The 24,073-nt window shown below is 70.8% G+C and carries 26 protein-coding genes; 14 read left to right on the plus strand and 12 right to left on the minus strand.

What is annotated here, in order from left to right:
• Positions 1–2 precede the first annotated feature (2 nt).
• Positions 3–1,184, plus strand: a complete 1,182-nt coding sequence (locus QSK39_RS38290; RefSeq protein WP_285482693.1) for an ABC transporter ATP-binding protein — start codon at positions 3–5, stop codon at positions 1,182–1,184.
• 62 nt (positions 1,185–1,246) lie between these two features.
• Here the strand turns inward: QSK39_RS38290 and QSK39_RS38295 are convergent, their stop codons facing one another.
• From QSK39_RS38295 to QSK39_RS38315, 5 genes are all read right to left on the minus strand, one after another.
• The gene (locus tag QSK39_RS38295; protein ID WP_285482694.1) at positions 1,247–1,819 is read right to left on the minus strand and encodes a dihydrofolate reductase family protein; all 573 of its coding nucleotides are present in this window, start codon (positions 1,817–1,819) and stop codon (positions 1,247–1,249) included.
• On the minus strand, positions 1,816–2,307 hold the full coding sequence (locus QSK39_RS38300) for an SRPBCC family protein (RefSeq protein ID WP_285482695.1): 492 nt from the start codon (positions 2,305–2,307) through the stop codon (positions 1,816–1,818). Before QSK39_RS38300 ends, QSK39_RS38295 begins: the two co-directional genes overlap by 4 nt.
• Entirely contained in the window at positions 2,304–3,512 is a 1,209-nt protein-coding gene (locus QSK39_RS38305; protein ID WP_285482696.1) for an RNA polymerase sigma factor, read from the minus strand. The genes QSK39_RS38300 and QSK39_RS38305 overlap by 4 nt, the downstream gene beginning before the upstream one ends.
• Complete coding sequence (locus tag QSK39_RS38310) at positions 3,512–3,871, minus strand: YciI family protein (protein ID WP_285482697.1); 360 nt, start codon at positions 3,869–3,871, stop codon at positions 3,512–3,514. Before QSK39_RS38310 ends, QSK39_RS38305 begins: the two co-directional genes overlap by 1 nt.
• Before the next feature lie 111 nt (positions 3,872–3,982).
• Positions 3,983–4,879 (minus strand): hypothetical protein, encoded by an 897-nt coding sequence (locus tag QSK39_RS38315; protein ID WP_285482698.1) that lies wholly within the window; start codon positions 4,877–4,879, stop codon positions 3,983–3,985.
• Positions 4,880–5,151: 272 nt separating this feature from the next.
• Between QSK39_RS38315 and QSK39_RS38320 the strand changes: the two genes are divergently transcribed.
• Positions 5,152–5,349 (plus strand): PspC domain-containing protein, encoded by a 198-nt coding sequence (locus tag QSK39_RS38320; protein ID WP_284747428.1) that lies wholly within the window; start codon positions 5,152–5,154, stop codon positions 5,347–5,349.
• Positions 5,350–5,588: 239 nt separating this feature from the next.
• Here the strand turns inward: QSK39_RS38320 and QSK39_RS38325 are convergent, their stop codons facing one another.
• Positions 5,589–6,254, minus strand: a complete 666-nt coding sequence (locus tag QSK39_RS38325) for a TetR/AcrR family transcriptional regulator (RefSeq protein WP_285482699.1) — start codon at positions 6,252–6,254, stop codon at positions 5,589–5,591.
• Between the two features lie 119 nt (positions 6,255–6,373).
• Between QSK39_RS38325 and QSK39_RS38330 the strand changes: the two genes are divergently transcribed.
• Genes QSK39_RS38330 through QSK39_RS38340 form a run of 3 tightly spaced genes read left to right on the plus strand, consistent with a single transcriptional unit; the run spans position 6,374 to position 9,168 of the window.
• Entirely contained in the window at positions 6,374–7,873 is a 1,500-nt protein-coding gene (locus tag QSK39_RS38330) for an MFS transporter (RefSeq protein ID WP_285482700.1), read from the plus strand.
• A gap of 60 nt (positions 7,874–7,933) precedes the next feature.
• The gene (locus QSK39_RS38335; RefSeq protein ID WP_285482701.1) at positions 7,934–8,428 is read left to right on the plus strand and encodes a SigE family RNA polymerase sigma factor; all 495 of its coding nucleotides are present in this window, start codon (positions 7,934–7,936) and stop codon (positions 8,426–8,428) included.
• Positions 8,428–9,168 (plus strand): hypothetical protein, encoded by a 741-nt coding sequence (locus tag QSK39_RS38340; RefSeq protein WP_285482702.1) that lies wholly within the window; start codon positions 8,428–8,430, stop codon positions 9,166–9,168. The genes QSK39_RS38335 and QSK39_RS38340 overlap by 1 nt, the downstream gene beginning before the upstream one ends.
• Here QSK39_RS38340 and QSK39_RS38345 read toward each other — a convergent pair.
• From QSK39_RS38345 to corA, 3 genes are all read right to left on the minus strand, one after another.
• Positions 9,165–10,004: a chromosome partitioning protein ParB gene (locus tag QSK39_RS38345; protein ID WP_285482703.1), complete on the minus strand. Its 840-nt coding sequence runs from the start codon at positions 10,002–10,004 to the stop codon at positions 9,165–9,167. The genes QSK39_RS38340 and QSK39_RS38345 overlap by 4 nt on opposite strands.
• Positions 10,001–10,651, minus strand: coding sequence for a metallophosphoesterase family protein (locus QSK39_RS38350; RefSeq protein ID WP_285482704.1), 651 nt, complete (start codon positions 10,649–10,651; stop codon positions 10,001–10,003). The genes QSK39_RS38345 and QSK39_RS38350 overlap by 4 nt, the downstream gene beginning before the upstream one ends.
• A 181-nt stretch (positions 10,652–10,832) precedes the next feature.
• Positions 10,833–11,915 carry a magnesium/cobalt transporter CorA gene (corA, locus tag QSK39_RS38355; RefSeq protein ID WP_285482705.1) on the minus strand — a complete coding sequence of 361 codons (1,083 nt, stop codon included), beginning with the start codon at positions 11,913–11,915 and terminating at the stop codon, positions 10,833–10,835.
• 315 nt (positions 11,916–12,230) lie between these two features.
• On the opposite strand from corA, the gene QSK39_RS38360 reads away from it, so the two are divergent.
• Positions 12,231–12,734 (plus strand): MaoC family dehydratase, encoded by a 504-nt coding sequence (locus QSK39_RS38360; RefSeq protein ID WP_043784350.1) that lies wholly within the window; start codon positions 12,231–12,233, stop codon positions 12,732–12,734.
• A gap of 7 nt (positions 12,735–12,741) precedes the next feature.
• Positions 12,742–13,833, plus strand: a complete 1,092-nt coding sequence (locus tag QSK39_RS38365; RefSeq protein ID WP_285482706.1) for a DUF2332 domain-containing protein — start codon at positions 12,742–12,744, stop codon at positions 13,831–13,833.
• A 61-nt stretch (positions 13,834–13,894) separates the two neighbouring features.
• Here QSK39_RS38365 and QSK39_RS38370 read toward each other — a convergent pair whose 3' ends face one another.
• Positions 13,895–14,308, minus strand: a complete 414-nt coding sequence (locus tag QSK39_RS38370; protein WP_285482707.1) for an NUDIX hydrolase — start codon at positions 14,306–14,308, stop codon at positions 13,895–13,897.
• Positions 14,309–14,502: 194 nt separating this feature from the next.
• Between QSK39_RS38370 and QSK39_RS38375 the strand changes: the two genes are divergently transcribed.
• The 7 genes from QSK39_RS38375 to QSK39_RS38405 all read left to right on the plus strand — a co-directional run bounded on the left by QSK39_RS38375 (position 14,503) and on the right by QSK39_RS38405 (position 21,046).
• A complete protein-coding gene (locus QSK39_RS38375) occupies positions 14,503–14,667 on the plus strand; it encodes a hypothetical protein (RefSeq protein ID WP_196425937.1) in 165 nt (54 codons plus the stop codon).
• A 21-nt stretch (positions 14,668–14,688) separates the two neighbouring features.
• Complete coding sequence (locus QSK39_RS38380) at positions 14,689–15,249, plus strand: PH domain-containing protein (RefSeq protein WP_284747438.1); 561 nt, start codon at positions 14,689–14,691, stop codon at positions 15,247–15,249.
• 39 nt (positions 15,250–15,288) lie between these two features.
• Positions 15,289–16,161, plus strand: a complete 873-nt coding sequence (locus tag QSK39_RS38385) for a PHP domain-containing protein (protein WP_285482708.1) — start codon at positions 15,289–15,291, stop codon at positions 16,159–16,161.
• A gap of 1 nt (position 16,162) precedes the next feature.
• Entirely contained in the window at positions 16,163–16,792 is a 630-nt protein-coding gene (locus QSK39_RS38390; RefSeq protein WP_285482709.1) for a MarC family protein, read from the plus strand.
• A gap of 125 nt (positions 16,793–16,917) precedes the next feature.
• Positions 16,918–19,389, plus strand: a complete 2,472-nt coding sequence (locus QSK39_RS38395) for an alpha-L-rhamnosidase-related protein (RefSeq protein WP_285482710.1) — start codon at positions 16,918–16,920, stop codon at positions 19,387–19,389.
• A gap of 145 nt (positions 19,390–19,534) precedes the next feature.
• Complete coding sequence (locus QSK39_RS38400) at positions 19,535–20,386, plus strand: RecB family exonuclease (protein WP_285482861.1); 852 nt, start codon at positions 19,535–19,537, stop codon at positions 20,384–20,386.
• 147 nt (positions 20,387–20,533) lie between these two features.
• Positions 20,534–21,046 carry a hypothetical protein gene (locus tag QSK39_RS38405; RefSeq protein ID WP_285482862.1) on the plus strand — a complete coding sequence of 171 codons (513 nt, stop codon included), beginning with the start codon at positions 20,534–20,536 and terminating at the stop codon, positions 21,044–21,046.
• 86 nt (positions 21,047–21,132) lie between these two features.
• Here QSK39_RS38405 and QSK39_RS38410 read toward each other — a convergent pair whose 3' ends face one another.
• Positions 21,133–22,443, minus strand: coding sequence for an Rv3212 family protein (locus QSK39_RS38410; protein WP_285482711.1), 1,311 nt, complete (start codon positions 22,441–22,443; stop codon positions 21,133–21,135).
• Positions 22,444–22,467: 24 nt separating this feature from the next.
• Positions 22,468–23,937 (minus strand): DEAD/DEAH box helicase, encoded by a 1,470-nt coding sequence (locus QSK39_RS38415; protein ID WP_285482712.1) that lies wholly within the window; start codon positions 23,935–23,937, stop codon positions 22,468–22,470.
• Positions 23,938–24,073 lie beyond the last annotated feature (136 nt).

The following is a 24,073-nucleotide window of genomic DNA, read 5'->3' on the forward strand; positions in this document are numbered from 1 at the left end:
CTATGGCAGAGATCGTGCTCGACAAGGTGTCGAAGAAGTACCCCGACGGCGCCCTCGCGGTGTCCGAAGTGGACATCACCATCGCCGACGGCGAGTTCATCATCCTGGTCGGCCCGTCCGGCTGCGGGAAGTCGACCACGCTGAACATGGTGGCCGGCCTGGAGGACATCTCCTCCGGTGAGCTGCGCATCGACGGCAAGCGCGTCAACGAGAAGGCCCCGAAGGACCGGGACATCGCGATGGTGTTCCAGTCCTACGCGCTCTACCCGCACATGAGCGTCCGGGAGAACATGGCCTTCCCGCTGCGGCTGGCGAAGGTCGACGACAAGACGGTGCGCGCGAAGGTGGAGGAAGCCGCGTCGATCCTCGACCTCAACGCGCACCTGGACCGCAAGCCGGCCAACCTCTCCGGTGGCCAGCGGCAGCGCGTCGCGATGGGCCGGGCGATCGTCCGGAACCCGAAGGCGTTCCTGATGGACGAGCCACTGTCCAACCTGGACGCCAAGCTCCGCGGCCAGATGCGGACGTCGGTGTCGAAGATCCAGAAGCAGCTCGGCACGACGACGCTGTACGTCACGCACGACCAGACCGAGGCCATGACCCTCGGCGACCGGGTCGTGGTGCTGCGCGGCGGCTTCGTGCAGCAGATCGGCTCGCCGCAGTTCCTCTACGACAACCCGGCCAACCTGTTCGTCGCGGGGTTCATCGGCTCGCCGTCGATGAACTTCGTGCCGGCCACGCTGGAGAACAACGAGCTGCGCAGCCCGCTGGGCACCACGCCGCTCACCGACCGGGTCCGGCAGCTCGTGGAGAAGGCGGGCGCGCCCCGCGAGGTGCTGGTCGGCATCCGGCCGGAGCACTTCGAGGACGCGTCGCTGGTCGAGGCCGGGCAGAAGGCGGGCGGCGGCACGTTCACCGCGCACATCGACGTCCTGGAGTCGATGGGTTCGGAGAAGTTCGCGCACTTCACGCTCGAAGGCGAGACGGCGACGTCCGCCGAGCTCGCCGAGCTGGCCGCGGACAGCGGTTCGGCCGACGTCCCGGGCTCGGAGTCCCAGATCGTGGCCCGCCTCTCGGCGGAGTCGTCCGCGACGGAGAACGCGGACCTCGAGGTCTGGTACGACGCGGACAAGATCAAGCTGTTCGACCCGTCCAACGGCAAGAACCTCACCTACGAGGACTAGCCCCCTGTCCTGAAGGGCACCCTCATGGCTCTTATGTCCATGAAGGTGCCCTTCAGGGCGTTTCAGGGGTGCAGGGCCGGGCGGTAGATCAGCTCCTGGATGTTGCCGTCGAGCGTCCGGGTCTCGAGCAGTTCGAGGTCGAAGTCCTCCGCGCCGGCGAAGATCGGGCCCTCGCCGGTCTTGCCGGTGATGACCGGGTAGAGCGTCACCTGCACGCGGTCGACCATGCCGGCGGCCAGCAGCGCCCGGTTCATCGCCAGGCTGCCGTGCGAGCGCAGCGGCACGTCGGACTCCTTCTTCAGCCGGTCCACGACGTCGACGGCGTCGCCGCCCAGGATGGTCGCGTCCGGCCAGCCGAGCGTGCCTTCGAGGGTGTTCGACACCACGGTGGCGGGCAGGGTGTGCAGCCGCGTCACCCACGGGTCGAGGTCGTCCTCGGGAACGGCGCTCAGCATCTCGGCGGTCATCCGGAAGGTGGTGGCGCCGAAGACGATCCGCTGCTCCTGCTCGTACTGGGCGAGGCGGTGCGCGAGCAGCTCCGGGCCCTGCTTGCCCCAGTAGCCACCCCAGTCGCCGTGGTGGTCGCCGAAGCCGTCGAGGCTGCAGAAGACGTCGAAGGTGTAGGTGGCGGTCATGATGCGCTCCTCGTCGTGGTGAGTTCGGTCAGGTGGTGCAGGGATTCGATGAGGTGCCCGGGTCCGAAGGGCGGGAAGCGGATGCCGCGGTCGCGGACGAACTGCGGCACCCCGGACCAGTCGTAGGTGAGCGTGACTTCGGTTTCGGACGGACCTCGCGGCACCAGGTCGTAGCGCCAGAGCCAGCCGCCGAACTCGGGTTCGCCGTCGTCCTTTTCGTAGCCCGTCAGCCAGCCGATGAGCCGCGGCGGGTCGAAGAGCTCGACCTTGTTGACGACGCGGTAGTTCCCGTCCGGGTGGTCGTCGTGGTGCATGCCCATCCGGAAGAGCTGGCCCCGCTCGGTCAGCGGCGCCGGGTCGATCGGGTCCCGGACCCAGCCGGTGCCGTCGATCGACGCGTGGGCCGCCGGGTCGGCCAGCACCGCGAACACCGTCGCGGCGGGCACGGCGAACGTCAGGCCGGCACTCACCTTCTCCAGGTCGGTCACGGCGATGTCCTTTCGTCGTCCGGAGCCAGGCGCGCTCGCCGTGTCTCCAGGAACGTTCGTTCGGTTGCGTTGCCCGCCAAGGCGATCGCCTCGTCGTAGGCGGCGACGGCCTCGGTGGTCCGCCCGAGCCGGGCGAGGAAGTCCGCCCGGGTGGCCGGCAGCAGGTGGTAGCCCGGCAGGTCCAGGTCTTCGATGGTGGCCAGCGCCAGCGCCGGGCCGTGGACCTCGGCGACGGCCACCGCGCGGTTGAGCGCGACGACCGGGGTCGGGTTCTGGGCCAGCAGCTGGTCGTAGAGCGCCAGCACCTGCGTCCAGTCGGTCGAGGGCCCGTCCGTGTGCACGGCGTTGATCGCGGCCTGCAGCTGGTACGGGCCCGGCCGGTTGCGGCGCAGGCACCGCCGCACCAGGTCGTGCCCCTCGGCGATCAGCTCCCGGTTCCACCGCGACCGGTCCTGCTCCGCGAGCACCACCAGCTCACCTGAGGGGCCCACGCGGGCGGGGCGCCGGGCTTCGGTGAGCAGGAGCAGCGCCAGCAGCCCGAGCACCTCCGGCTCGTCCGGCATCAGCTCGGCGAGCGCCCGCGCCAGGCGGACGGCGTCGGCGCACAGGTCCGTCCGCAGCAGCTCCCCGGACGTCGACGCGTAGCCCTCGTTGAAGATCAGATACAGCACGGTGAGCACCGAGGCCAGCCGGTCGGGGAGCTCGGCGGCGTCCGGCACGCGGTAGGGGATGCCGGCGTCGCGGATCTTCTTCTTCGCGCGGACGATCCGCTGCGAGATGGTCGCTTCCGGGACGAGGTAGGCCCGCGCGATCTCCGGCACCTCGAGCCCGCCGAGCAGGCGCAGCGTCAGCGCGGCCTGCGCGAGCGGCGAAAGCGCGGGGTGGCAGCAGGTGAAGATCAGGCGGAGCTGGTCGTCGCGCACGGGTCCCACCTCCTGGAGCTCGTCGGATTGGTTCAGCAGCAACGCCTGCGCGTGCCGGGCTTCGCGGGTGGACTCCCGGCGCAGGCGGTCGATCGCCCGGTTGCGGGCGGTGGTCACGATCCACGCGCCGGGGTTGGGCGGCAGCGCTTCGTCCCACTTCGTGACGGCCACCGCGAACGCGTCCTGCACGGCTTCCTCGGCGAGCCCGATGTCCCCGAGGAGGCGCGTCAGCGTGGCCACGCACCGGCCGTACTCCGCCCGGTAGACGCCGTCGAGATCCATCAGCGCCGGCGCGAACCGTCGTCGAACGGGCGCACTTCGATCGGCTGCTCGCAGGCCAGTGAGCACTTCTCGGCCCAGGTCAGCGCCTGGTCGAGGTCCTCGGCCTGGATCACCCAGAACCCGCCGAGCTGTTCCTTCGTCTCGGCGAACGGGCCGTCGGTGAGCGTGGTCGTGCCGCCCGGCGTGCGGACGACCGTGGAAGCGTCCGAGTGCTGCAGGCCGCCGACGAACACCCACACGCCGGCGGCCTTCATCTCGTCGGTGACCTTGCCGGTGCGGGCCAGCTGGGCCTGCACGGCTTCTTCGGGTTCCGGCGGCGCGCTCTCGTCGAGCTGGACGGCCAGCAGGTACTGCTTCATCTCAGGCTCCTTCCTCCGGTGACCGCTCGGTGCGGGTCTCTCACCTTGGCTACGAACCGGCTCGGCGCCGTTCGACATCCCCCGGAGAAAAGTTTTGAGAAAAGGTGCGCGCTACGCCACCGGGAGCCGGGGCAGGATCACGTTCGCCGCGGTGCGGGCCAGCGCGCACGTGCCGTCGCCCGCCGTGCCCGCCGTCTCCACCACGCTCAGCTCCGCCAGTTCGCGCCGGCCCGGCAGGCCCGGCGCCGGCTGCGTGGTGTCGACCAGGCAGAACGCGCCCGCGACGCGGACCTGCGCTTCGCGTCCGCCCACCTTCTCGGCCGGGGTCGCCGGCTCGTCGGTCTGCACGGTCAGCTTGAAGCTCAGCTTGCCGCGGATGCAGCTGTGCCCGGACAGGCCGGTCGTCGGCCGGCTGCCGCCGCCCGCGACGACGTCCAGGGCGGGGTCGTCCAGCATCGCGCACGGCGCCACGAGGCCCCACGAGCGGTCCGGGAACTTCAGCCGGCCCACCTTGTTCGCGGTGACGGCGGTCAGCACCGAGCCGACGGCCGCGTCCGCGACCCCGCACCGGCCGGCCTGGTCGGCACCGGAGTCGGTGACCGACAGGTCGAGCCGGTTGCCGTCGGCGAAGGTGATGGCGCGCGTGCAGGCGCGCTGGTCGTTGAACATCGACTGCTGCACCGCGACGCCGTCCGGCAGCGAGCCTTCGTAGGAGTAGGGCTTGATGTTCGGATCGGAGTCGAAGGCCAGCGGCCCCACGAGGATCGTGCGCCCGCCGGCGTCGGCCCGGCAGCTCTCGAACGTCGGGGTGACGGCCGCGCCGGGGGCCACCGCGCCCACGTCGAGCAGGCTGCAGTAGTCGACGGTCCCGAAGTCCCCGAGTGCGGCGGACGCGGTCAGCGGAGTGGGCCCGGAAGACGCTTCCGGAGCGGCCTGGGTCGTCGCGCACCCGGCGGTGAGGAGGGCACAGAGCATGGCGACGACCAAGGACTGCAGACGCGGGTACACGGTGTGCAAGTATCACCGGATCGAGCGGAAATACCAGCCCTGACGGGGACATCTCTCAATGTTTTTCGTGCCTGGTCAGGAGAACGCGCAGGTCACCGGATTCCACGCCGGTTTCCCGGGTTTCGCCGGACTTGCCGAACGTTTTTCGCTTTTACCGTCCCCTAAGGGAAGGATCCTTCCCGCGAGCGATGCGGAAGCGGGTACTCCGGTGGTGAAGTGGAGATATCGGAAGTTCTCCGAAGCCCGAGGAAGTTCGAGGAAAGGCAAAGACGATGAGCGCACCGGTCACGACCCGACGGCTGTCCCGTCCCCGCTACGGCCGCATGATCGGCGGCGTGTGCGCGGGTCTCGCCCAGCGGTGGGGCATGAAGACCAGCACGGTGCGGTTGCTGGCCGTGCTGTCGTGCCTGCTTCCCGGGCCGCAGTTCGTGGCCTACCTGATCATGTGGGCGATCATCCCGTCCGAGTGACGGCGGTGCGGAAGCTCAGCCGGGCCGGGGCGTCGACGGCGGAGTGCGGGCCGGAGGGATCCTCCGCGCCCGCACCGCCATGACGGCTGACGTGAAGGTGACTTCGGCGCAGGCAGTGCGGTTTCGTCGACGATCGCGTCCGGGCTGAGCGGATTCTCGCCCCGCAGCCGCTCACCGCGGCGCATTCGCACGTTCCCGAGTCCGCGAATAGCGCACTCGCGCATTCCCCGGTCACCCCCTCAGGGGCGCCAGCAGGACATCGCTTCGTCGACTTCGTCCACGCCGAGCGGCGGGTGCGGCAGCTGCGACGGCTTGCCGGGCTGCGCGCGCAGCCCGTCCAGGAGCATCGCGAGGCAGCGGCGCCACAGGTCCGGCTCCACCGCGGACGTGAACTCGATCGCCGAGCCGACCATCATGTGCAGCAGCGGGATGTCCGTCGGGGCGAAGTCGGCGCGCAGGCCACCCGCCTCCTGGGCCCGTTCGACGAGCCGTGTGATCAACGGCACCATGCGGGCTTTCTCTTCGGCGACGTGCTCGTGGCCGAACTTGTTGGACAGCATGATCTCGCGCAGCCCGCGGTCTCCGGAGTGCAGTTCGATCGACTTCCAGGTGAAGTCGACGAACGCCTGCCAGGGGTCGTCGGCCTTCAGTGCCTCTTCGGCGAGGTCGCCGATCTCCTCCATGCGCTCGGCGAACATGGCCTCGACCAGGTGTTCCTTGCTGGGGAAGCGGCGGTAGACCGTGCCGACGCCGAGACCGGCGTGGTGCGCGATGTCGTCCAGCGTGGCTTCGAGGCCTCGCCGGCCGAAGACTTCCCGGGCCGACTGGAGGATGCGGCGGCGGTTGAGTTCGGCGTCGCGCCGCAGCGGCCGCGCCGGTGCGGCGGGACCAGCGTCCCGTGTCATTCCCCCAGTCTAGCTCACAAAGTAGAGGCACCCTCTCCGGTTTGTGTGTACCTTGGGTCGCGTAAGGGGAGATACCTACTCCACATAGCTTCCTGATCACTCCCAGTGAGGGGACACCCATGTCCGAATCCACTCTCGCCGTCGCGCCGCCGGGGGACGCGCGCGCCGCCGAGAACCCCCACCACAGCCGGCGGTGGCTGATCCTGGTGATGATCGGCCTGGCGCAGCTGATGGTCGTGCTGGACGCGACCGTCGTGAACATCGCGCTGCCGTCCGCCCAGGTCGACCTGGGCTTTTCCAACGACGCCCGCCAGTGGGTCGTCACGGCGTACGCGCTCGCGTTCGGCAGCCTGCTGCTGCTCGGCGGGCGGCTCGCGGACGTCTTCGGCCGCAAGAACGCCCTGCTCGTCGGCCTGGCCGGGTTCGCCGCGGTGTCCGCGCTCGGGGGCGCGGCCAGCAACATCGAGATGCTGCTGATCGCCCGTGCGGCCCAGGGTGTGTTCGGCGCGCTGCTGGCGCCGGCCGCGCTTTCGCTGCTCACCACGACGTTCACCGACCCGAAGGAACGCGGCCGCGCGTTCGGCGTGTTCGGCGCCATCGGCGGTGGCGGCGCGGCGGTCGGGCTGCTGCTCGGCGGCGTGCTCACCGAGTACCTCGACTGGCGCTGGTGCATGTTCGTGAACATCATCTTCGCCGTCGTCGCGTTCGCCGGCAGCTCGGTCCTGCTGCGCAACCAGAAGGACGACGGCCCGCGCCCGAAGCTCGACCTGCCGGGCACGGTCACCGCGTCGGCCGGCCTGTTCGCGCTGGTCTACGGCTTCGCGAACGCCGAGTCGGACTCGTGGTCGGCGCCCTCGGTGTGGGGCTTCCTCGCCGGCGGCGTCGTGCTGCTGGGCGTGTTCGTGTGGCTGCAGCAGCGCGTCTCGCACCCGCTGCTCCCGCTGCGCGTGCTGCTGGACCGCAACCGCGGCGGCTCGTACCTGGCGATGTTCCTGCTCGCCATCGGCATGTTCGCGATCTTCCTGTTCCTGACGTTCTACGTGCAGCAGAACCTGAAGTTCACGCCGATCGAGAGCGGCGTCGGCTTCCTGCCGATGGTCGCGACGCTGATGCTGGCCGCCACCTCGGCGACGGCCGTCCTGCTCCCGCGCTTCGGCCCGCGTCCGCTGGTGCCCACGGGCATGGCGATCGCCGCGGTCGGCCTGTTCTGGCTGAGCGGCATCGGTCTCGAGAGCACGTACGCGTCCGGCGTCCTCGGCCCGCTGCTGGTGATGGGCTTCGGCATCGGGCTGGCGATGGCGCCGGCGATGAGCGTCGCGACGTTCGGCGTCGAGGCGCACGACGCGGGTGTCGCGTCGGCCGCGGTCAACACGATGCAGCAGGTCGGCGGCTCGATCGGCACGGCGCTGCTGTCGACGCTGGCCGGCAACGCGGCGACGTCGTACCTCGCGGGCAAGGTCCCGACGCCGCAGCTGGCGGCCGAGGCGGCGATCGAGAGCTACACGACGGCGTTCACCTGGGCGGCCGTGATCTTCGCGGCCGGCGCGGTCATCAGCGGCCTGCTGCTGCGCTCGGGTGCGCCGAAGGGTGAAGCCGCTCCCGGCGTCGTGCACATGTGAGTTGAACCTTCCCGGCCCTCCGCGCACTAGTAAGACTGAGAACGTGCGAAGGAGGGCCGGGTGGGGGCGTCGAGAGACCTCGATTTCAGCGAGTACTTCGCCGCGCGGGTGCAGCGGTTCCGCCGCGTGGCGTTCGCCTTCTGCGGCGACTGGCACCAGGCGGAGGACCTGGTCCAGGCCATGTTCGTGCAGCTGTACCGGCGCTGGCGCCGCGTCCGGCCGGGCACGGTCGACGCGTACGCGCGCCGCATCCTGCTGAACCTCTTCCTGGCCGGCCGTCGTGGGCCGGTCCGCGAGTACGTGACTTCGTCCCCGCCGGACCAGGAGTCGCCACCGGGCCGCGACACCCTCATGCGCCTCGACGTGGAGCGCGCCCTCGCCGGGCTCACGCCGCGGCAGCGCGCGATGGTCGTGCTGCGGTTCCTCGAAGACCTCCCGGTGGCGGAGGTCGCTTCGCTGCTCGGCGTCGCCGAGGGCACGGTCAAGTCCCAGACGGCCCGCGGGGTCGAAGCCCTGCGCGCGGTCCTGCCCGCGCCGACGGCGGAGGAGCGGTGATGGAAGACGTCCGGACCGCCTTGGCGGCGTACGTGACCGAAGGCGAGCCCCCGCTGGGTCTTTCCGGGGACGCCGTGCTGTCGGCCGCCCGCCTTTCACGCCGACGGCACCTGCTGACCGGCGCGGTGGCCTTGGCCGTCGTGGTCCTCGCACTGGGGCTGGCGGTGGTGGTGCTGCCGCACCGGGCCGAGGTCGCGAACCGCCCGTGTCCCACGGCATCGGACACGCGTGGCGCGCTGGTCGACCGGCTGAGCTGCGTGGTGGGCAACGCCGTCCGATCGCTGCTGTCGCCGGACGCGCAGATCTCGCGGCTGACGATCCCGGGGGAGACCCCGCCGGAGGACCCGTTCCACCTGGTCGCCGACGCGATCGGGCCGGCGCCCGAGCAGGCGTTGTTCCACATGGGAGTCCGGGTGACGGACGAGCAGGGGACGGGCTCGGTGTACGTCCTGATCGTGCCGGGCGGCCGCGGAGGTCCACCGTGCGGCGAACCGGGCGAGATCACGTGCAACACGGAGCCGACACCCCAGGGCGTCATGTGGTCATCGTCGTTGCACACCGGCGACGCGGTGAAGAACCGGGTGTCACTGGCGGGACCGGAAGCGCAGGTGCAGTTCTGGTCGACGGACAGCGGGGTATTGGAGCAGACGGGCGTACGCCTGCCGAAGCAGCGCCCGGAGCCGACGTTGACCCTCGAGCAGGTGCGGCAGCTGGCGCTGACTCCGGGACTGGCTTTCTAGGACCGCCGGGACCGGAGCGTCTCGATGACCTCGTCGTCCCAGCGGTGGGTCCGGATCAGCCGGTACCGCTCCGCCGCCACCCACATGTACGCCTCGGCGTCCGTCCGGTCGCCGACCATCCCGGCCTGCCGCAGCATCCCCACCACCGGCACGAACTCCTCGTCGAACCACCGCTGCGCGATGCTCGCGCGGTCGCAGAACTTGCCCTCGTCCTGCATCAGCCGGAAACCCCACGCCTCCACGTGTTCGCCCAGCTTCGCGTAGTCCCACGGGTCCGACACGATCACCGACGCCCGCGCGTGCCCCGTCAGCGGGACCCGCTCCAGGAACAGGCGCCGGTAGTCCTTGACGATCAGGTCGCCGCGGTGGCGGATGCCGCTCGGGTCCAGTTTGGTGCGGACGACCGTCACCGATGCCTCTATTGTGGACAGTCCCTGCGCGAGCGCCACCGACACGCGGTGGTGGCCGTCGATGATGAAGTGCAGCTCGCCCACGCGGTACACCTCGATCGGCGGGATCTCCTCGCCGCGGCGGGCCGCCAGCGCCAGGCGCTCCCAGCGTTCGCGGACCCGGGCCGACGTCGGGCGGAAGCGGCGGTCGAAGTCGCGGCTGCGGTCGACCGTGCCGGCGATCGAGTCCAGCTTGATCACCCGCAGGCCGATCCGGCTCTCGCCGAGGTACCCGAGCGCCTCCACCACCTCGTGGAACGGCAGCATGATGTTGACGTCGTCGGGCTCGCGGCGCAGCCACGTCGAAAGCCGCGAGAGCACCTGGCCCCGGCGCGCGCGGAGGAAGTCGTTCTCCGCGTCGGCGCGGGGGAACCCCGTCTCTTTCATGAGAACTCCATGATCCGGTGGCCCACCACGTTGCGGATCCGCGTTTCACCGACGACCCGGTCCGGCACCGGCTCGCCGTGGGGGTGGATGTGCCCGTGCAGCAACCACTTCGGGCGCAGCACGTCGATCGTCCGGTGCAGGCACGCGAACCCGCGGTGCGGCGGATCCGCCCGGTCGCCGAGGTCCAGCGGCGGTGAATGCGTCAGCAGGACGTCGACGTCCCGGCCGTCACGGCGACGCCGCCGGCGAGCGCGCCGTACCAGCCCGCGGGCCCGGCGTGCCTGCTGGCGTTGCGTCCACTGGTTCGGCCCGTCGTTGTAGCGGATCGACCCGCCGAGCCCGGCGAACCGGAGCCCGGCGACGTCGACGACCCGGCCGTCGGCGTTGACGCCGCCCGCCGGCCCCGGCCAGACCGTGGGGAAACCGTCCTTCATGGACAGCCCGCCGTAGCGGGTGTAGCCGCTCAGGTCCGGGTCGTGGTTGCCGGGCACGAACACGCACGGCGCGTCGAGCGCGCTGGCCAGGAACGCCAGGTAGTCGTAGGGGAGGTCGCCGGCGCCGATGACGAGGTCGACGGAGCAGCCGCGGACCGCGGCGGTCCACAGCCGCTCGTCGACCTCGTCGGAGACGACCAGCGCTTTCGGCATGGCCCCAGGGTACGACCCCGGGGCGCTACTTCATGCCGTGCGCGAACCCCGGGTCGGCGACGATGACGAAAGTGATGACGACGATCCACAGCACGCTGAGCGCGAGCGCCCAGAACTTCAGGTTGGACAGCATCCTGGACATGAGAAATCTCCTGTACGGATTCCGGTGGAGAAAGGGGACCTAGAGCCAGCCGTTCTTCCGGAATATTCGGTACAGCAACAGGCAGATCGCCAGGATCACCGTGATCACCAGCGGGTACCCGAACTTCCAGTGCAGCTCGGGCAGGTAGTCGAAGTTCATCCCGTAGATGCCCGCGATCATCGTCGGCACGGTGATGATCGCCGCCCACGACGTGATCTTGCGCATGTCGGTGTTCTGCTGCAGGGAGATCTTCGCGACCGTCGCGTCGACCAGGGTGGACAGCAGCTCGTCGAACGCCGCCACCCGCTCGGAGACGGTCGTGAGGTGGTCGGCGACGTCGCGGAAGTAGGAGCGGACCTCGTCCGGCACCAGCCGCGTGTACCCCTCGGCGAGCCGCTGGATCGGCGTCGCGAGCGGCATCACCGCGCGGCGCAGCTCGAGGACCTCCCGCTTCATCAGGTAGATCTGCTCGGCGCTGACCTGCGACCGCGGCGCGAAGACCTGCGCCTCCATCACGTCGATGTCGTTCTCGATCCGGCCCGTGACGTCGAGGTAGTGGTCGACGACGTGGTCGGCGATCGCGTGCACGACCGCGGACGGGCCGAGCTGCAGGCGCTCGGCGTCCTCGTCCAGCTCGCGGCGCAGGCGCGCCAGGCCCGAGTGGTTCCCGTGGCGGACGGTGATCACGAAGTCCCGGCCGAGGAACACCATGAGCTCGCCGGTCTCGACGATCTCGTTCGCCGTGGTGGGGGACTCGTGTTCGACGTACCGGACGGTCTTGACCACCAGGAAGAGCGTGTCGTCGTAGCGCTCCAGCTTCGGGCGCTGGTGCGCTTCGAGCGCGTCTTCGACGGCCAGCTCGTGCAGGCCGAACGTCTCCGCGATGCCCTGGATCTGCTCGGAGTCGGGCTCGTGCAGCCCGATCCAGACGAAGCCCTCGTGCCGCTTCCGGACCTCTTTGATCGCCTCGATGTGCGTCCAGCGGCCGGGCAGGCGTTCACCCGCGACGTACACCGCGCAGTCGACGACGTACGCCGACAGCGGCACCGGGACCGGGCGGACGGGGACGGCGCCCTTGTTGCCGCGGCCGCGAAGGCCGCCGAGCGAGGGAATGGCAGGCATGGGATCTCCTGGGCGTCGTGCGTGGTCGTGCGAGACGACTGACCAGGGCGGAAACGCGTCCGCCCGGCGACACCAGCGTTCCCGGGAAAGGGCCTACCAGGAGATGAGCCGGCCGGCGGGTGTGGTGGGAACGCTGGGACTACTAGGGAGCGGACTATCGCCACTACTCATCGGGGTTCCTCACCTCCTTCGGGCCGGGGCGGAGAGTGGTGGGGCTCGCGTTGACGCGCGAGAACCAATGGTTGAGGGTACTCCTCACTACGGATGCGTGTCGTACCAGCCTCACGCGGTGTTACGCGGAACAGGGAGAGACGAGTGCAGTTCGGTCGGTACTACGAGGAGTTCGAGGTCGGTGCGGTCTACAAGCACTGGCCGGGCAAAACGGTCACCGAATACGACGACCACATGTTCTGCCTGCTCACCATGAACCACCACCCGCTGCACCTGGACGCGCACTACGCCGAAGAGACCACCGACTTCGGCAAGAACGTCGTGGTCGGGAACTACGTCTACTCGCTGCTGCTCGGGATGTCGGTGCCCGACGTCTCCGGCAAGGCCATCGCGAACCTCGAGGTCGAGTCGCTGAAGCACGTCAAGCCGACCTTCCACGGCGACACCATCTACGGCGAGACCGAGGTGCTGGACAAGACGCCGTCGAAGTCCAAGGACGACCGCGGCGTCGTGTACGTCGAGACGCGCGGGTACAAGCAGGATGGCCTGATCGTGTGCACCTTCCGGCGGAAGGTGATGGTGCCGAAGCGCTCCTACGGGGAAACTCGGGGCGGGGAGCAGCCGGGCCGTCCGGTGCCCCACGAATGAGGCTCTGATGGACCTGGACAGCATCAAGGAAATACTGCGCACGTTCGCGGAAGTCGAGGCTCGCGGCGTCTCGCCGCTGTACGAGCACCTGGCGCTGCAGGCGGCCGAGGACGACGACGTCGCCGGGCTGCTCGCCTCGGCCCGCGACGGCGAGGTGCGGGCGACGCTGCTGATGGCGACGGCGCACCGGCTCGTGCAGGCCGACCCGATCCACCCGCTCTCGCGGTACTACCCGTCACTGGGTGGCTTCGACGGCGTCGACTCGGAGACCTGGCCGCTGTTCCGGTCGTTCCTGCTGGAGCGGGCGGACAAGGCCCGTTCGCTGATTTCGTCGCGGTACACGCAGACGAACGAGGTCCGGCGGGCGGCGCTGCTGTACCCGGGCGTCGCGCGGGCGGCGAAGGAGGCGGGCGGGAAGATCTCCCTGCTGGAGGTCGGCTGCAGTGCGGGGCTCCTGCTGGGGCTGGACCGCTTCGGCTACCGCTACCAGTGCGACGGCGGCGAGCAGCTGACGGCGGGCCCGGCGAAGACCCCGGTCGGGCTGCACTGCGCACTCGACCTGGCCCCCGGCGCGGTGGCGCCGAAGCTGCCGAAGAAGCTGTCCGTGCTCGACCGGGCCGGCCTCGACCGGGCCCCGGTGGACCTCTCGGACGAGGACGAGCTGGCGTGGCTGGAGGCGTGCGTCTGGGCCGACCAGCCGGACCGCATCCGCCTGCTGAGGACGGCGGCGGCCGAGCAGGCGAAGCACCGCCCCCGGTTCATCACGGGCGACGGCGTCGACGACCTGCCTTCGGCGGCCGCGTCACTGGAGGGGCGGCTGGTCGTGGTGACGAGCCACGCGCTGGCGTACTTCGCGGCGCCTCGGCGGGCCGAGTTCGTGGCTTCGCTGGCCGAGCTGGCGGCTTCCCGGCCGTTGTGGTGGGTCTCGGAGGAGTTCTACGGCGCCGGGCTGGAGACGGTGCTGCCGGGGCGCTCGGACCTGGTGGGCGACGGGCTGGCGACGCTGGGCGTCGTGCGCTGGGAGGACGGGAAGGCGGAGGCGCATGCCCTGGCGCGGACCGCGCCGCACGGGCAGCGGATGACCTGGTTGCCGCTGTGAGCGGGGCGGCGAACGCCTCCCCGGCGCCTTTTCGCTGCCGAAATGGGGCTTTCGCGGCTTTTCAAGCCCGCGGCAGCGCCTCCCAGTCGCGGAGGGTGACATAAAGCAGGTCCACCAGTTCCCCCGCGGCCTCGAGCCTCGAAAGGTCTGCCGCTTCGGCCCAACGCGCGTCCGAGGCGTCGTCACCTGCCGTGAGCGTCCCGCCCGCGACCTCGCACCGGTAATCGTGGATTTCGTACGGCCCCCGGGTCACGGTCCCGACCAGTGTGCCGGGAATCACGTCGAGCCCCGTCTCCTCCAGCAACTCCCGGACCACGGCCTCTTTGTCCGTTTCGCCGGGTTCGACTCGGCCACCCGGCAGAGACCATTGCCCCGAACCGGGGTCATTCGCCCGCCTGATGAGCAGCAAGCGGCCGTGCGAGTCGAACGCGATTCCACCGACACAGCGGATCGTGGCGTTCCCGGGTGCTCCCATGCCCCCACGGTAGACGTGACCGACTTGAAAACGGATGTCCTGTACACGGAGAGTAGCCATACGGTACACTTCCGACCGCGTGCTGACCCAAGCGCGGGACTTACCTCCCGTGTGCCTGTTCAGTGCGGTACAACGTAAAAGTCAGGCTTTCTGCTGTTGTCCGGTGTCACCGTAAGAGACGGGATTTGATCGCGGTGAACGTGAAGAAGATTGCGGGCCTCGCCGGTATCGCGTTGGTGCTGTTCTTCGTCATTGCCCAGCCCGGTCAGGCTGCGGGCCTTGTCGGAAACATCGTCCAGTTCCTCCGGGACTCGGCCGAATCGGTGATCACCTTCGTCAGCAACGTGTTCAAGGGCTGATCGCGGGGCTACCCTCGAACCATGTTCGCGCCTCGCGACCCCGACGAGTACCTCCTCGACACCGAGCGACGGGTCATCCGGATCCGCCGCCACTGGGCGGTGCTGCTGTGGGACACCTTCGAAGCGGCCGCGCTGCTGGCCGTCTGCGTCCTGGTGTCCTACCTGCTGCCACCGGCGCTGTACATCGGCCAGAACCTGCTCTGGTACGTCGCGCTGCTCGTCGTGCTGCGGTTCGCCTACGTGGTGATGGAGTGGTGGGTCGAGCGCCTGGTGGTCACCGACAAGCGGTTCGTGATGACCACCGGGGTGTTCACGACCAAGGTGCTGATGATGCCGATCAGCAAGGTCACCGACCTCAGCTACGTGCGCACCGCCACCGGCCGCATGATGGGCTACGGCACGATGGTCGTCGAGTCGGCCGGTCAGATCCAGGCCCTCAACAAGATCGACTTCCTCCCGAAGCCCGAAGAGTTCTACGACACGATCTCGGAGCTCGTCTTCGGCGACAAGCAGAAGCAGGCCGAGCGCTTCTCGATGATCAAGGCCCAGCGGGCCGCCCGCGGCAAGAAGCCCGTCGGCTGACTCAGCCCGCCGCAGCTGTGACGTAGCGCATCGTCGACAATGGACGCAATGCGCATCGACCTGCACGCCCATTCCACCGCTTCCGACGGCACCGACTCGCCGGCCGGGCTCGTCGCCGCGGCCGCGAGAGCCGGGCTCGACGTCGTCGCGATCACCGACCACGACACCACCGCGGGCTGGGCCCCGGCCACCGCGGCCATCCCCCCAGGCCTGACGCTGGTACCCGGCGCCGAGCTTTCGACGGTTTCGATCAACCCCGAGACCGGCCGCCAGATCAGCGTCCACCTGCTGGCCTACCTCTTCGACCCGACGTCGGAGCCCGTCGTCACCGAGCAGACCCGGCTGCGCGTCGAGCGCCGCACGCGGCTGCGCCGGATGGCCGAGCGGATGGCCGCCGACGGCCTCCCGATCGACGCCGACGAGATCTTCGGCCTGCTCCCCGAGGACTCGCCGCCCGGGCGCCCGCACCTGGCCCAGGCGCTGGTCCGGGCCGGGCTGGTCAAGTCCGTCGACGAGGCCTTCGCCGACTACCTCGGCCCGCGCCGCGGCTACTACGTCGCCCGCCGCGACACGCCCGTCGAGGAAGCCATCGACATGATCAGCGCGGCCGGCGGCGTCACGGTCATCGCGCACCCCTTCGCCTTCAGCCGCGGCGCCACGATCAGCGAGGACACCCTCGCCGAGCTGGCCGCGCACGGGCTCACCGGCGTCGAGGCCGACCACCCCAACCACGACGAGCCGACGCGGGCCCGCACCCGCGCGCTGGCCGGCGAGCTCGGCCTGCTCGTCACCGGGTCCAGCGACTACCACGGCACGAACAAGACGATCGCGCTCGGCGAGTGCACCACCGACCCCGGGCAGTTCGAGGAGCTCGTTTCGCGGGCGACGGGGTTCCAGGTCGTGAAGGGCTGACATGGCCATCGCCGACTTCTTCGACGCGAAGCTCTTCATGAGCGCGACGATCACCCTGATCGTCATCATGGACCCACCCGGCACCGTGCCGGTGTTCCTCAGCCTGGTCGGCCGCAAGCCGGTGGCGACGCGGGCGCGCGCCGCCCGCCAGGCCGTGCTGGTGTCACTGCTGGTCATCAGCCTGTTCGCGGTGGCGGGCCAGGCGATCCTGGCCTACCTCGGCATCGGCATCCCGGCGCTGCAGGGCGCCGGCGGCCTGCTGCTCCTGCTCATCGCGCTGCAGCTGCTCACCGGCGGCGGCCACGAGCAGGAGGCGGCCACCGAAGACGTCAACGTCGCGCTCGTGCCGCTCGGCACGCCGCTGCTGGCCGGGCCCGGCGCGATCGCCGCGACCATCGTGTTCGTCCGGCAGGCCGACGGCCACATCGGCGCGTACATCGCGCTGGCGCTGGCGATCGTGATGACGCACTTCGTGATCTACATCTGCATGCGCTACTCCGGCGTCGTCATCCGGCTGATCAAGGAAAGCGGCATCACGCTGCTGGCCAAGGTGGCCGGCCTGCTGCTCGCGGCCATCGCCGTGGAGCTCGTCGCGAACTCCGTCCGGGGCTTCATCGCCGGCGGCAACTGACCCCGCCTTTCGGGTTGTCCTGCCGGACAGGAACCGGCGGGTTCGTTGACATCGTTGGCACGCCTCCCGCAGATTGAACCTCAACCCAGCGGTTGAAACGATTCAAACGCCTTGCGGAGGCCTCGATGAAGTGGCTCAGAGCAATCCTGCCGGTCACGGTCCTGGTGGCGAGCGGCGTGGTCGCGGCGCCGGCGGCGACCGCCCTGCCGGGCCCGGGCTGGCAGAAGTACGTCGTCGCGCCGTCGAGCCGGGACGTCGAGCCGGTGAAGGTGCTGTCGACCAGCGGCGACGTCACGAACCCGAACGGCCTGCTGGGCCGGGGCGTCACGACGTTCAAGCGGCAGGCGCCGCCGCCGAAGCCGGCCTGGCCGGCGGGGACCACGGCGGCCGCGTCGTCGTTCCACGCGCCGAACAACGGCGGGAACGGCCAGCCGCGGACGTACGAGCCGGGCAACGCCGTCGACGGCAACCCGGACACGTTCTGGAACGACGACACGATCGGCGCCTACCCCGACGTCCTGACCATCACCTCGGCCGCACCGGTCGAACTCCCCGGCGTCACGATTCTGTCCAGTGTGGACGGTGTGCCGCAGGACTACACGGTGGAGGTGCTGGACGCGGGCGCGTGGCGCGTCGCGGCTTCGGTGAGCGGCAACACCGCCGTCCAGCGCGCGGTCGCGTTCGACCGGCCGGTGACGACCACGCAGGTCCGGATCACCGTGACGAAGGACCAGAACACGCCATCGGGGGAGTTCAGCCGCGTCAACGAGGTCTGGCCCGGCCTGGTGGCCGACCCGCCGGTGCCGGTCGCGGTGGTGGACTTCGGCAAGGTCGTCGCCGGGTACCCGAAGATCTCGTTCGCGGGCGCGTCGGCGAACCACCCCGGCATCCGGGTGTCGACCTCGGAAACCCAGCAGTACCTGGGCGAACGCTCCGACTTCTCGCGCTCGGACTTCTCCGGCGGGCCGGGCAGCGACCAGATCGCCGTGCCGGCGACGCCGACCGTCTGGCGCGACACGAAGGGCTGCGCCAACGGGACCCAGGTGTGCGCGGACGGCCTGCGCGGCTTCCGCTACCTGCGGATCAGCCTCGACGCGCTGGCGTCGGACGCGCCGCTCACCGAGCCCTCCGGCGAGGTGCGCATCAACGGCGTCTCGCTCGAATTCACGCCGTTCCTCGGCACGCCGAGCAGCTACAAGGGCTGGTTCGAGTCGTCCGATGACGCCTTGAACCGCTACTGGTACGCGGCGTCGTACACCAACGAGCTGGGCATGGACACCTTCCGCGAGTCCGATGTGGACCCACGCGGCGCGTTCTCCCCGTCGCTGGACGGGAAACTGGTGCTGCACGACGGCGCCAAGCGCGACCGGGACCCGTACGTCGGCGACGTCGCGGTGTCCGGGCTGACGGAGTACCTGACGCACCAGGACGGCACGGCGGCTCGCAACGTCTTGGCCGACCTGGCCGACCACCAGCGGGCCGACGGCTGGATCCCGCCCGCGTCGATCAACAACTACACGTTGCCGCTGTTCGACTATCCGCTCTGGTGGGTGACGTCGAGCTGGGACTACGTGCTCTACACGGGCGACACCGCGTACGCGTCTTCGTACTACTCGCAGCTCGTGAAGACGCTCGACGCGTGGTACCCGTCGGTCACCGATTCGCGCGGGTTGCTCGCGAAGGGCCTCAACGGCACCGGCGGCTACGGCGACTACGCGTTCCTGCCGCGTACGGGCGAAGTGACGTACTACAACGCGTTGTACGTCCGGGCGCTCCAGGGCGCGGCGGGTCTGGCGCGGGCGACCGGGCACGCCGCTGACGCGGATCGGTGGCTTTCGCGGGCCTCCGGCGTCGCGGCGGCGGTGAACCAGTACCTGTGGGACCCGGCGGCGGGGGCGTACCTCGATTCGGGGACGGGCGCGGTGCGCCACGGGCAGGACGGCAACAGCCAGGCCGTGCTGGCCGGTATCGCGTCTCCGGCGCAGGCCACTTCGGCGCTGGCGCGGCTGGCGGCCGGGGCGTTGCCTTACGGGAATCCGTTCATGGACAACGACACTCTCGTCTCCGACGGGACGAAGCGCGTGTATGCGTTCACGTCGTTCCCGGAGATCCAGGCCCGGTTCCGGACCGGGCAGGCGGCGTCGGCGATCGACCAGATCAAGCGGATGTACGGCTGGATGACGTCCCATGACCCGGGAATCACGGCGTGGGAGGGCATCGGCGACGGCGGTTCGCACTACGAGCAGGGGTACACGTCGGCGGCGCACGGCTGGTCGACGGGTGTCGTGCCCGCGTTGACCAACGAACTGCTGGGCGTCTCACCGGCCTCGCCGGGCTTCGCGACGTGGACGGTTGCGCCGCACCCGGGTTCCGTTTCGTGGGCACGCGGAGCGGTGCCGACGCCGAAGGGCGCGTTGTCGGCTTCGTGGACTCAGCAGGGTTCGGTGTTCTCGTTGACGGTGACGGCTCCTCGGGGGACGTCCGGTTCGCTGGTGGTGCCGGCCGGGCGGTTGGTACTGCTGGACGGCAAGCCGGTGCGGAACGGCGGGCCGCTGGCCGTCTCCGGCGGGACGCACACGGTGCTCGTCGTGCGGTAGCCGCACTTTCCGCGCGGGGTGGCTCGCCCCGCGCGGAAAGTGTCGGTGACATCTGGGGCTTCGCCCCACGTCGGGGGCTCCGCCACCCGAACCCCCGGAAAAACTGTCGGTGGTGGTGCGTAGCGTGGGCGGCGTGAAGGAGCAGATGGGGTTCGACTTCGGCGTCGCGCAACCGGTGCGGCTCACGAAGGTGTCGCCGGCGCGGCTGGCCACCTTCGACGACTGCCCGCGCCGGTACAAGCTCGCGTACCTCGAACGGCCGACCCCGCAGCGCACGGGGCCGTGGGCGCACAGCACGCTCGGTGCGGTGGTGCACAACGCGCTGCGGGCGTTGTTCGACCTGCCGGTGCTCAAGCGGGTGCCGCAGCGGGCGGTGGCGCTGGTGGCGGAGTTCTGGAAGGACGCGGGCTTCGAGAGTGAGGAGCAGGCGGCGCGCTACCGGGCGCGGGCCAAGGGGTGGGTGGCGGAGTACGTCGAGGACAACGACGTCAGCCACGACCCGGTCGGGCTCGAGCGGTGGGTGTCGGCGCCGGTGAGCCCGGCGCCGGGGGAGAAGCCGTCGATGATCATCGAGGGCCGCGCGGACCGCATCGACGCCCGCGAGGGCGAGCTGGTCATCGTCGACTACAAGACGGGACGCCGTCCGCCGGACGAGTACGAGGCCCGGGCGTCGCAGGCACTGGCGCTGTACGCGGTGGCGGCGGCGCGGACGTTGCGGATGCCGTGCACGACGGTGGAGCTGCACCACCTCCCGACGGGCACGATCGCGGCGGCCGAGCACACCCCGGAGAGCCTGCGCAGGCACCTCCAACGCGCCGACGAGACCGCCGGAGACCTGAGGCTGGCCACGGATACCCTGGACGCGGGCGGCGACGAGGACGTGCTGTTCCCAGCCCGCCCCGACCGCCGTTGCGCCTGGTGCGACTTCAGGCCGAGCTGCAAGGCGGGGCAGGAAGCGGCCCCGCAGATGCAGCCCTGGGACCTGCTCGCCCCCTGACCGGGAGGAAAAGTGGCTTCACCGGACACCGACGAACTGTCCACGGTGCCCATGCCCACTGGCGGGTCTGACGCGGAGTCCGAGGCTGGGGCTGGGCCGGCAGCTGCGGCGCGGGCGGTTCCGGAGCAGGAGACCGAGCCGTTGGCCGTGGGTTCCAGCGCGGCTGAGGCGCGGGCGGTTCCGCAGCAGCAGACCGAGCCGCTGGCCGCGGGTTCCAGCGCAGCTGCGGCGCGGGCGGTTCCGGAGCAGGAGACCGAGCGGCCGACTGACGGTCCCAGCGCGGCTGAGGCGCAGACGGTTCCTCAGGAACGTGTCGAGCCCGAGCTGATCGAGCCGGCCGATGCCGCCCCTGAACCCGAGGCGGAGGCACCCGCCGAGCCTCCGAAACCCGGCGGCCGCTGGTGGCGTGGATTCACCGGCTCGCTCGCCGCCGGTCTCACGGTCCTGGCGATCGGTGTCCTCGCGGTCGCGGTGATCGACCTGAACACCGGCGCCCCCGGTCCCGGCGCGGTGCTGCTGATCGGCCACCCGGTGGCGGCGATACTGGCCTTGCTGGCCCAGCGGGTCGCCGACCGCCGCGACGGTGCCCCGGCCGCGGGTGCGGGCCTGGCGGTCGTGCTCTTCACCGTCTCGGCCCTGACCCTCTTCTGGCTCACCTGAGCCCGAAGCGAAGCCGCCACCTCGCGTACCCGGAGGGTCGGCTCGCGTACCCAGGCGGTCGGCTCGCGTGCCTGGAGGGTCGGCCCTTACTTCAAGGCCGTCAGCGTGCCGCCGCGTTCTTCCAGCAGGACCGGGCCCGCCGCGCCCAGCCGGACCACTCCCGTGTACCCGCGGCGGTCCACCCCGACCGTGCGGATCGTCGACCCGTCGTTCTCGTTCAGCACCGCCAAGCCGCCCTTGATCGGGACCACCAGCTGCCGGGCGAACACGATCCCCGGGCCCGAAGCGCTGCTCAACGTCCACCGCGGCGAAAGGTCGTCGCGCGACAGCGCCAGCATCTTCGACCCGCTGAACCAGTACAGGTTCTGCGTCGTCTGGGTCGTCGCCTCGACGCCCGCGGGGGGATCCGCGGCCAGGTCGGCCGCGGGCACGTCCAGCGGGTACGCCGCGCGCTGGGAACCGTCGCCGTTGTAGATCACCAGGAGTTTCTGGTCCGGCAGCACCACCGCCGTCAGGTCACCCGACATCGCGATCACCCGGGCCCGCTTGCCGGCCAGCACGCTGCTGAACGCCACCGACGGCTCGTCGTCCTTCTCCGGGGCCGCCTTGTACACCGTCAGGCGGTCGGCCGGGTCGCCCGGGCAGCGCTCGATCACGCCGACCTTGCCCGACGCCGCCGCGACCGTGCCGTACGTGCAGCCCGTGCGGGGCTGCTTGCCCGCGTTGACCAGCGCCGGGACCTGGCCGTACTCGGCGCTCTGCACCAGGTCGTCGCGCCACGTCGTCAGGAGCTTCTTGCCCGTGGCCGTCACGTGCGAACCGTCGCTCACCAGCTGCGTGCCCAGCTCCGCGTTGCCGTTGCGCTGCGCCGTGATCCGGCCGGTGCCCGGGTCGAGCTGCGTGACCTCGCTGCAGTTCTCGGTCTTGTGGTAGACGGCGTTCAGCCGCCCCCACGTCTCGTTCAGCGTGCACAGCGGCAGGTCACGCGTGTAGTGCCAGCGGATCTGGCCGGTCAGCGGGTCGCGGGCGGCGACCTCGCCGCCGTCCGCCGTCGCCACCGCGTCGCCCGCCACCACCGGGATCGGGGTCGCGCCGCTGCGGGCGCTCCACAGCTCGGCCAGCGAGCCGGGCACCGCGTCCGGCGCCGCGGGCAGCGGCGGGGGTGCCGCCGCCTCGGTCCGGTCGGTGGCCGCGCTGTCGCTCGTCACGCCGATGACCAGCGCGGCGGCGAGCGCGGCGACCGCGACCAGCGCCGCGATCACCCGGTCCCGCCCGCGGTTCCAAGGCGAGCGACGCGCCTTGACCCGCGGGGCGGGCGGAGTGCTTTCGACGTCCTCGAGGACGTCCTCCGAGCCGTATTCAGGAGTCTCTTCAGGCGTCTTCTCGACGTCGCTCACGTGCCGGGACCCCCGCGCTCAGGTTCAGTCTGCCGACGCAGGTGTATCAGACGTCGCGGCGGGACGGCGACGGCGGCGCCGCCGAGCGGGCCGCTCGGCGTTCTCGCCGGCCTCCTTCTCGGTGGCCGGGCCGGTCGCTTCCGGTGCGGTGCCGCGGGTGCGGCGACGCGTCCGGGTACGTCCCTCCGACGACGCCGGAGCATCGTCCGAAGAGGCGGCAGCGGCGTTGTCCGCGGCCTCGATCGCTTCGGCCGCCCGCGAGCCACCGCGGGTCCGCTTGCGCGGGGTGCGGTTGCGCTTGCGCGGCGCGTCTTCCGAGGCGGTCTCGCCGGCCTTGCCCCGGCCACGCGGGCCGCGGCGCTTGCCACCGAGGTCTTCTTCCTCCTCGGCGGCCAGGCCGGCGCGGGTGCGGTTGGCCAGCGGCAGCCGGCCCTTCGTGCCCTCCGGGATGCCCAGGTCCTCGTACAGGTGCTTCGACGACGAGTACGTCTCCACCGGCTCCGGCTTGTCGAGGCCGAGGGTGTCCGAGATCAGCTTCCAGCGGGGCATCTCGTCCCAGTCGACGAGGGTGACCGCGACGCCGGTGCGGCCCGCGCGGCCGGTGCGGCCGATGCGGTGGACGTAGGTCTTCTCGTCGTCCGGGCACTGGTAGTTGATGACGTGCGTGACGTCGTCGATGTCGATGCCGCGGGCGGCGACGTCGGTCGCGACCAGCACGTCGACCTTGCCGGAGCGGAACGCGCGCAGCGCCTGCTCGCGGGCGCCCTGGCCCAGGTCGCCGTGCACGGCGGCGGCCGCGAAGCCGCGCTCGACCAGGTCGTCGGCCACCTTCTGCGCGGTGCGCTTGGTGCGGCTGAAGATCATCGTGAGGCCGCGGCCCTCGGCCTGCAGCACGCGGGCGATCACCTCGGGCTTGTCCATCGAGTGCGCCCGGTAGACGAACTGGGTGGTGCGCTCGTGGATCGCGCTCGCGTCGTTCTCTTCGGCGCGGATGTGCGTCGGCTGCTGCAGGAACGTGCGGGCCAGCGTGATGATCGGGCCGGGCATGGTGGCCGAGAACAGCATGGTCTGCCGCTCGTCCGGCACCATCCGCAGGATGCGCTCGATGTCGGGCAGGAAGCCCAGGTCGAGCATCTCGTCGGCCTCGTCCAGCACGAGACCGCGGACCTTGCCGAGCACGAGGTGCTGCTGCTCGGCCAGGTCGAGCAGGCGGCCCGGGGTGCCGATCACGACGTCGATGCCCTTGCGGAGCGCCTCGATCTGCGGCTCGTACGGGCGGCCGCCGTAGATGGCCAGGGTGCGGATGCCGAGGTGCTTGCCGGCGCCCTTGAGGTCGTTGGCGACCTGGATGCACAGCTCGCGGGTCGGCACCACGACCAGCACCTGCGGGGTGCCGTCGCCGGGGACCTGCACGCGGTGCAGCAGCGGGACGCCGAAGCCCAGGGTCTTGCCCATGCCGGTGCGGGCCTGGCCGATGAGGTCGTCGCCGGCCATCGCGAGCGGCAGCGTGAGCGCCTGGATCGCGAAGGTCCGCTCGATGCCGGCCTCGCCGAGGGCCTTGACGATCTCCGGCTTGACGCCGAAGGACGCGAAGGTCGGGGCTTCGGGCTCGACCTCGACCCCCGCCTGC

Origin of the sequence: Amycolatopsis sp. NBRC 101858 (assembly GCF_030269325.1) — a bacterium.
Lineage (GTDB): Bacteria > Actinomycetota > Actinomycetes > Mycobacteriales > Pseudonocardiaceae > Amycolatopsis > Amycolatopsis ponsaeliensis.

Excerpts from the sequence above, each read along its gene's own strand:
- QSK39_RS38290 (WP_285482693.1), top strand. The coding sequence starts at position 3 with ATGGCAGAGATCGTGCTCGACAAGGTGTCGAAGAAGTACCCCGACGGC.
- QSK39_RS38295 (WP_285482694.1), bottom strand. The coding sequence starts at position 1,819 with ATGACCGCCACCTACACCTTCGACGTCTTCTGCAGCCTCGACGGCTTC.
- QSK39_RS38305 (WP_285482696.1), bottom strand. The coding sequence starts at position 3,512 with ATGGATCTCGACGGCGTCTACCGGGCGGAGTACGGCCGGTGCGTGGCC.
- QSK39_RS38310 (WP_285482697.1), bottom strand. The coding sequence starts at position 3,871 with ATGAAGCAGTACCTGCTGGCCGTCCAGCTCGACGAGAGCGCGCCGCCG.
- QSK39_RS38320 (WP_284747428.1), top strand. The coding sequence starts at position 5,152 with ATGAGCGCACCGGTCACGACCCGACGGCTGTCCCGTCCCCGCTACGGC.
- QSK39_RS38325 (WP_285482699.1), bottom strand. The coding sequence starts at position 6,254 with ATGACACGGGACGCTGGTCCCGCCGCACCGGCGCGGCCGCTGCGGCGC.
- QSK39_RS38330 (WP_285482700.1), top strand. The coding sequence starts at position 6,374 with ATGTCCGAATCCACTCTCGCCGTCGCGCCGCCGGGGGACGCGCGCGCC.
- QSK39_RS38340 (WP_285482702.1), top strand. The coding sequence starts at position 8,428 with ATGGAAGACGTCCGGACCGCCTTGGCGGCGTACGTGACCGAAGGCGAG.
- QSK39_RS38345 (WP_285482703.1), bottom strand. The coding sequence starts at position 10,004 with ATGAAAGAGACGGGGTTCCCCCGCGCCGACGCGGAGAACGACTTCCTC.
- QSK39_RS38350 (WP_285482704.1), bottom strand. The coding sequence starts at position 10,651 with ATGCCGAAAGCGCTGGTCGTCTCCGACGAGGTCGACGAGCGGCTGTGG.
- corA (WP_285482705.1), bottom strand. The coding sequence starts at position 11,915 with ATGCCTGCCATTCCCTCGCTCGGCGGCCTTCGCGGCCGCGGCAACAAG.
- QSK39_RS38365 (WP_285482706.1), top strand. The coding sequence starts at position 12,742 with ATGGACCTGGACAGCATCAAGGAAATACTGCGCACGTTCGCGGAAGTC.
- QSK39_RS38370 (WP_285482707.1), bottom strand. The coding sequence starts at position 14,308 with ATGGGAGCACCCGGGAACGCCACGATCCGCTGTGTCGGTGGAATCGCG.
- QSK39_RS38380 (WP_284747438.1), top strand. The coding sequence starts at position 14,689 with ATGTTCGCGCCTCGCGACCCCGACGAGTACCTCCTCGACACCGAGCGA.
- QSK39_RS38385 (WP_285482708.1), top strand. The coding sequence starts at position 15,289 with ATGGACGCAATGCGCATCGACCTGCACGCCCATTCCACCGCTTCCGAC.
- QSK39_RS38390 (WP_285482709.1), top strand. The coding sequence starts at position 16,163 with ATGGCCATCGCCGACTTCTTCGACGCGAAGCTCTTCATGAGCGCGACG.
- QSK39_RS38395 (WP_285482710.1), top strand. The coding sequence starts at position 16,918 with ATGAAGTGGCTCAGAGCAATCCTGCCGGTCACGGTCCTGGTGGCGAGC.
- QSK39_RS38400 (WP_285482861.1), top strand. The coding sequence starts at position 19,535 with ATGGGGTTCGACTTCGGCGTCGCGCAACCGGTGCGGCTCACGAAGGTG.
- QSK39_RS38415 (WP_285482712.1), bottom strand. The coding sequence starts at position 23,937 with ATGGCCGGCGACGACCTCATCGGCCAGGCCCGCACCGGCATGGGCAAG.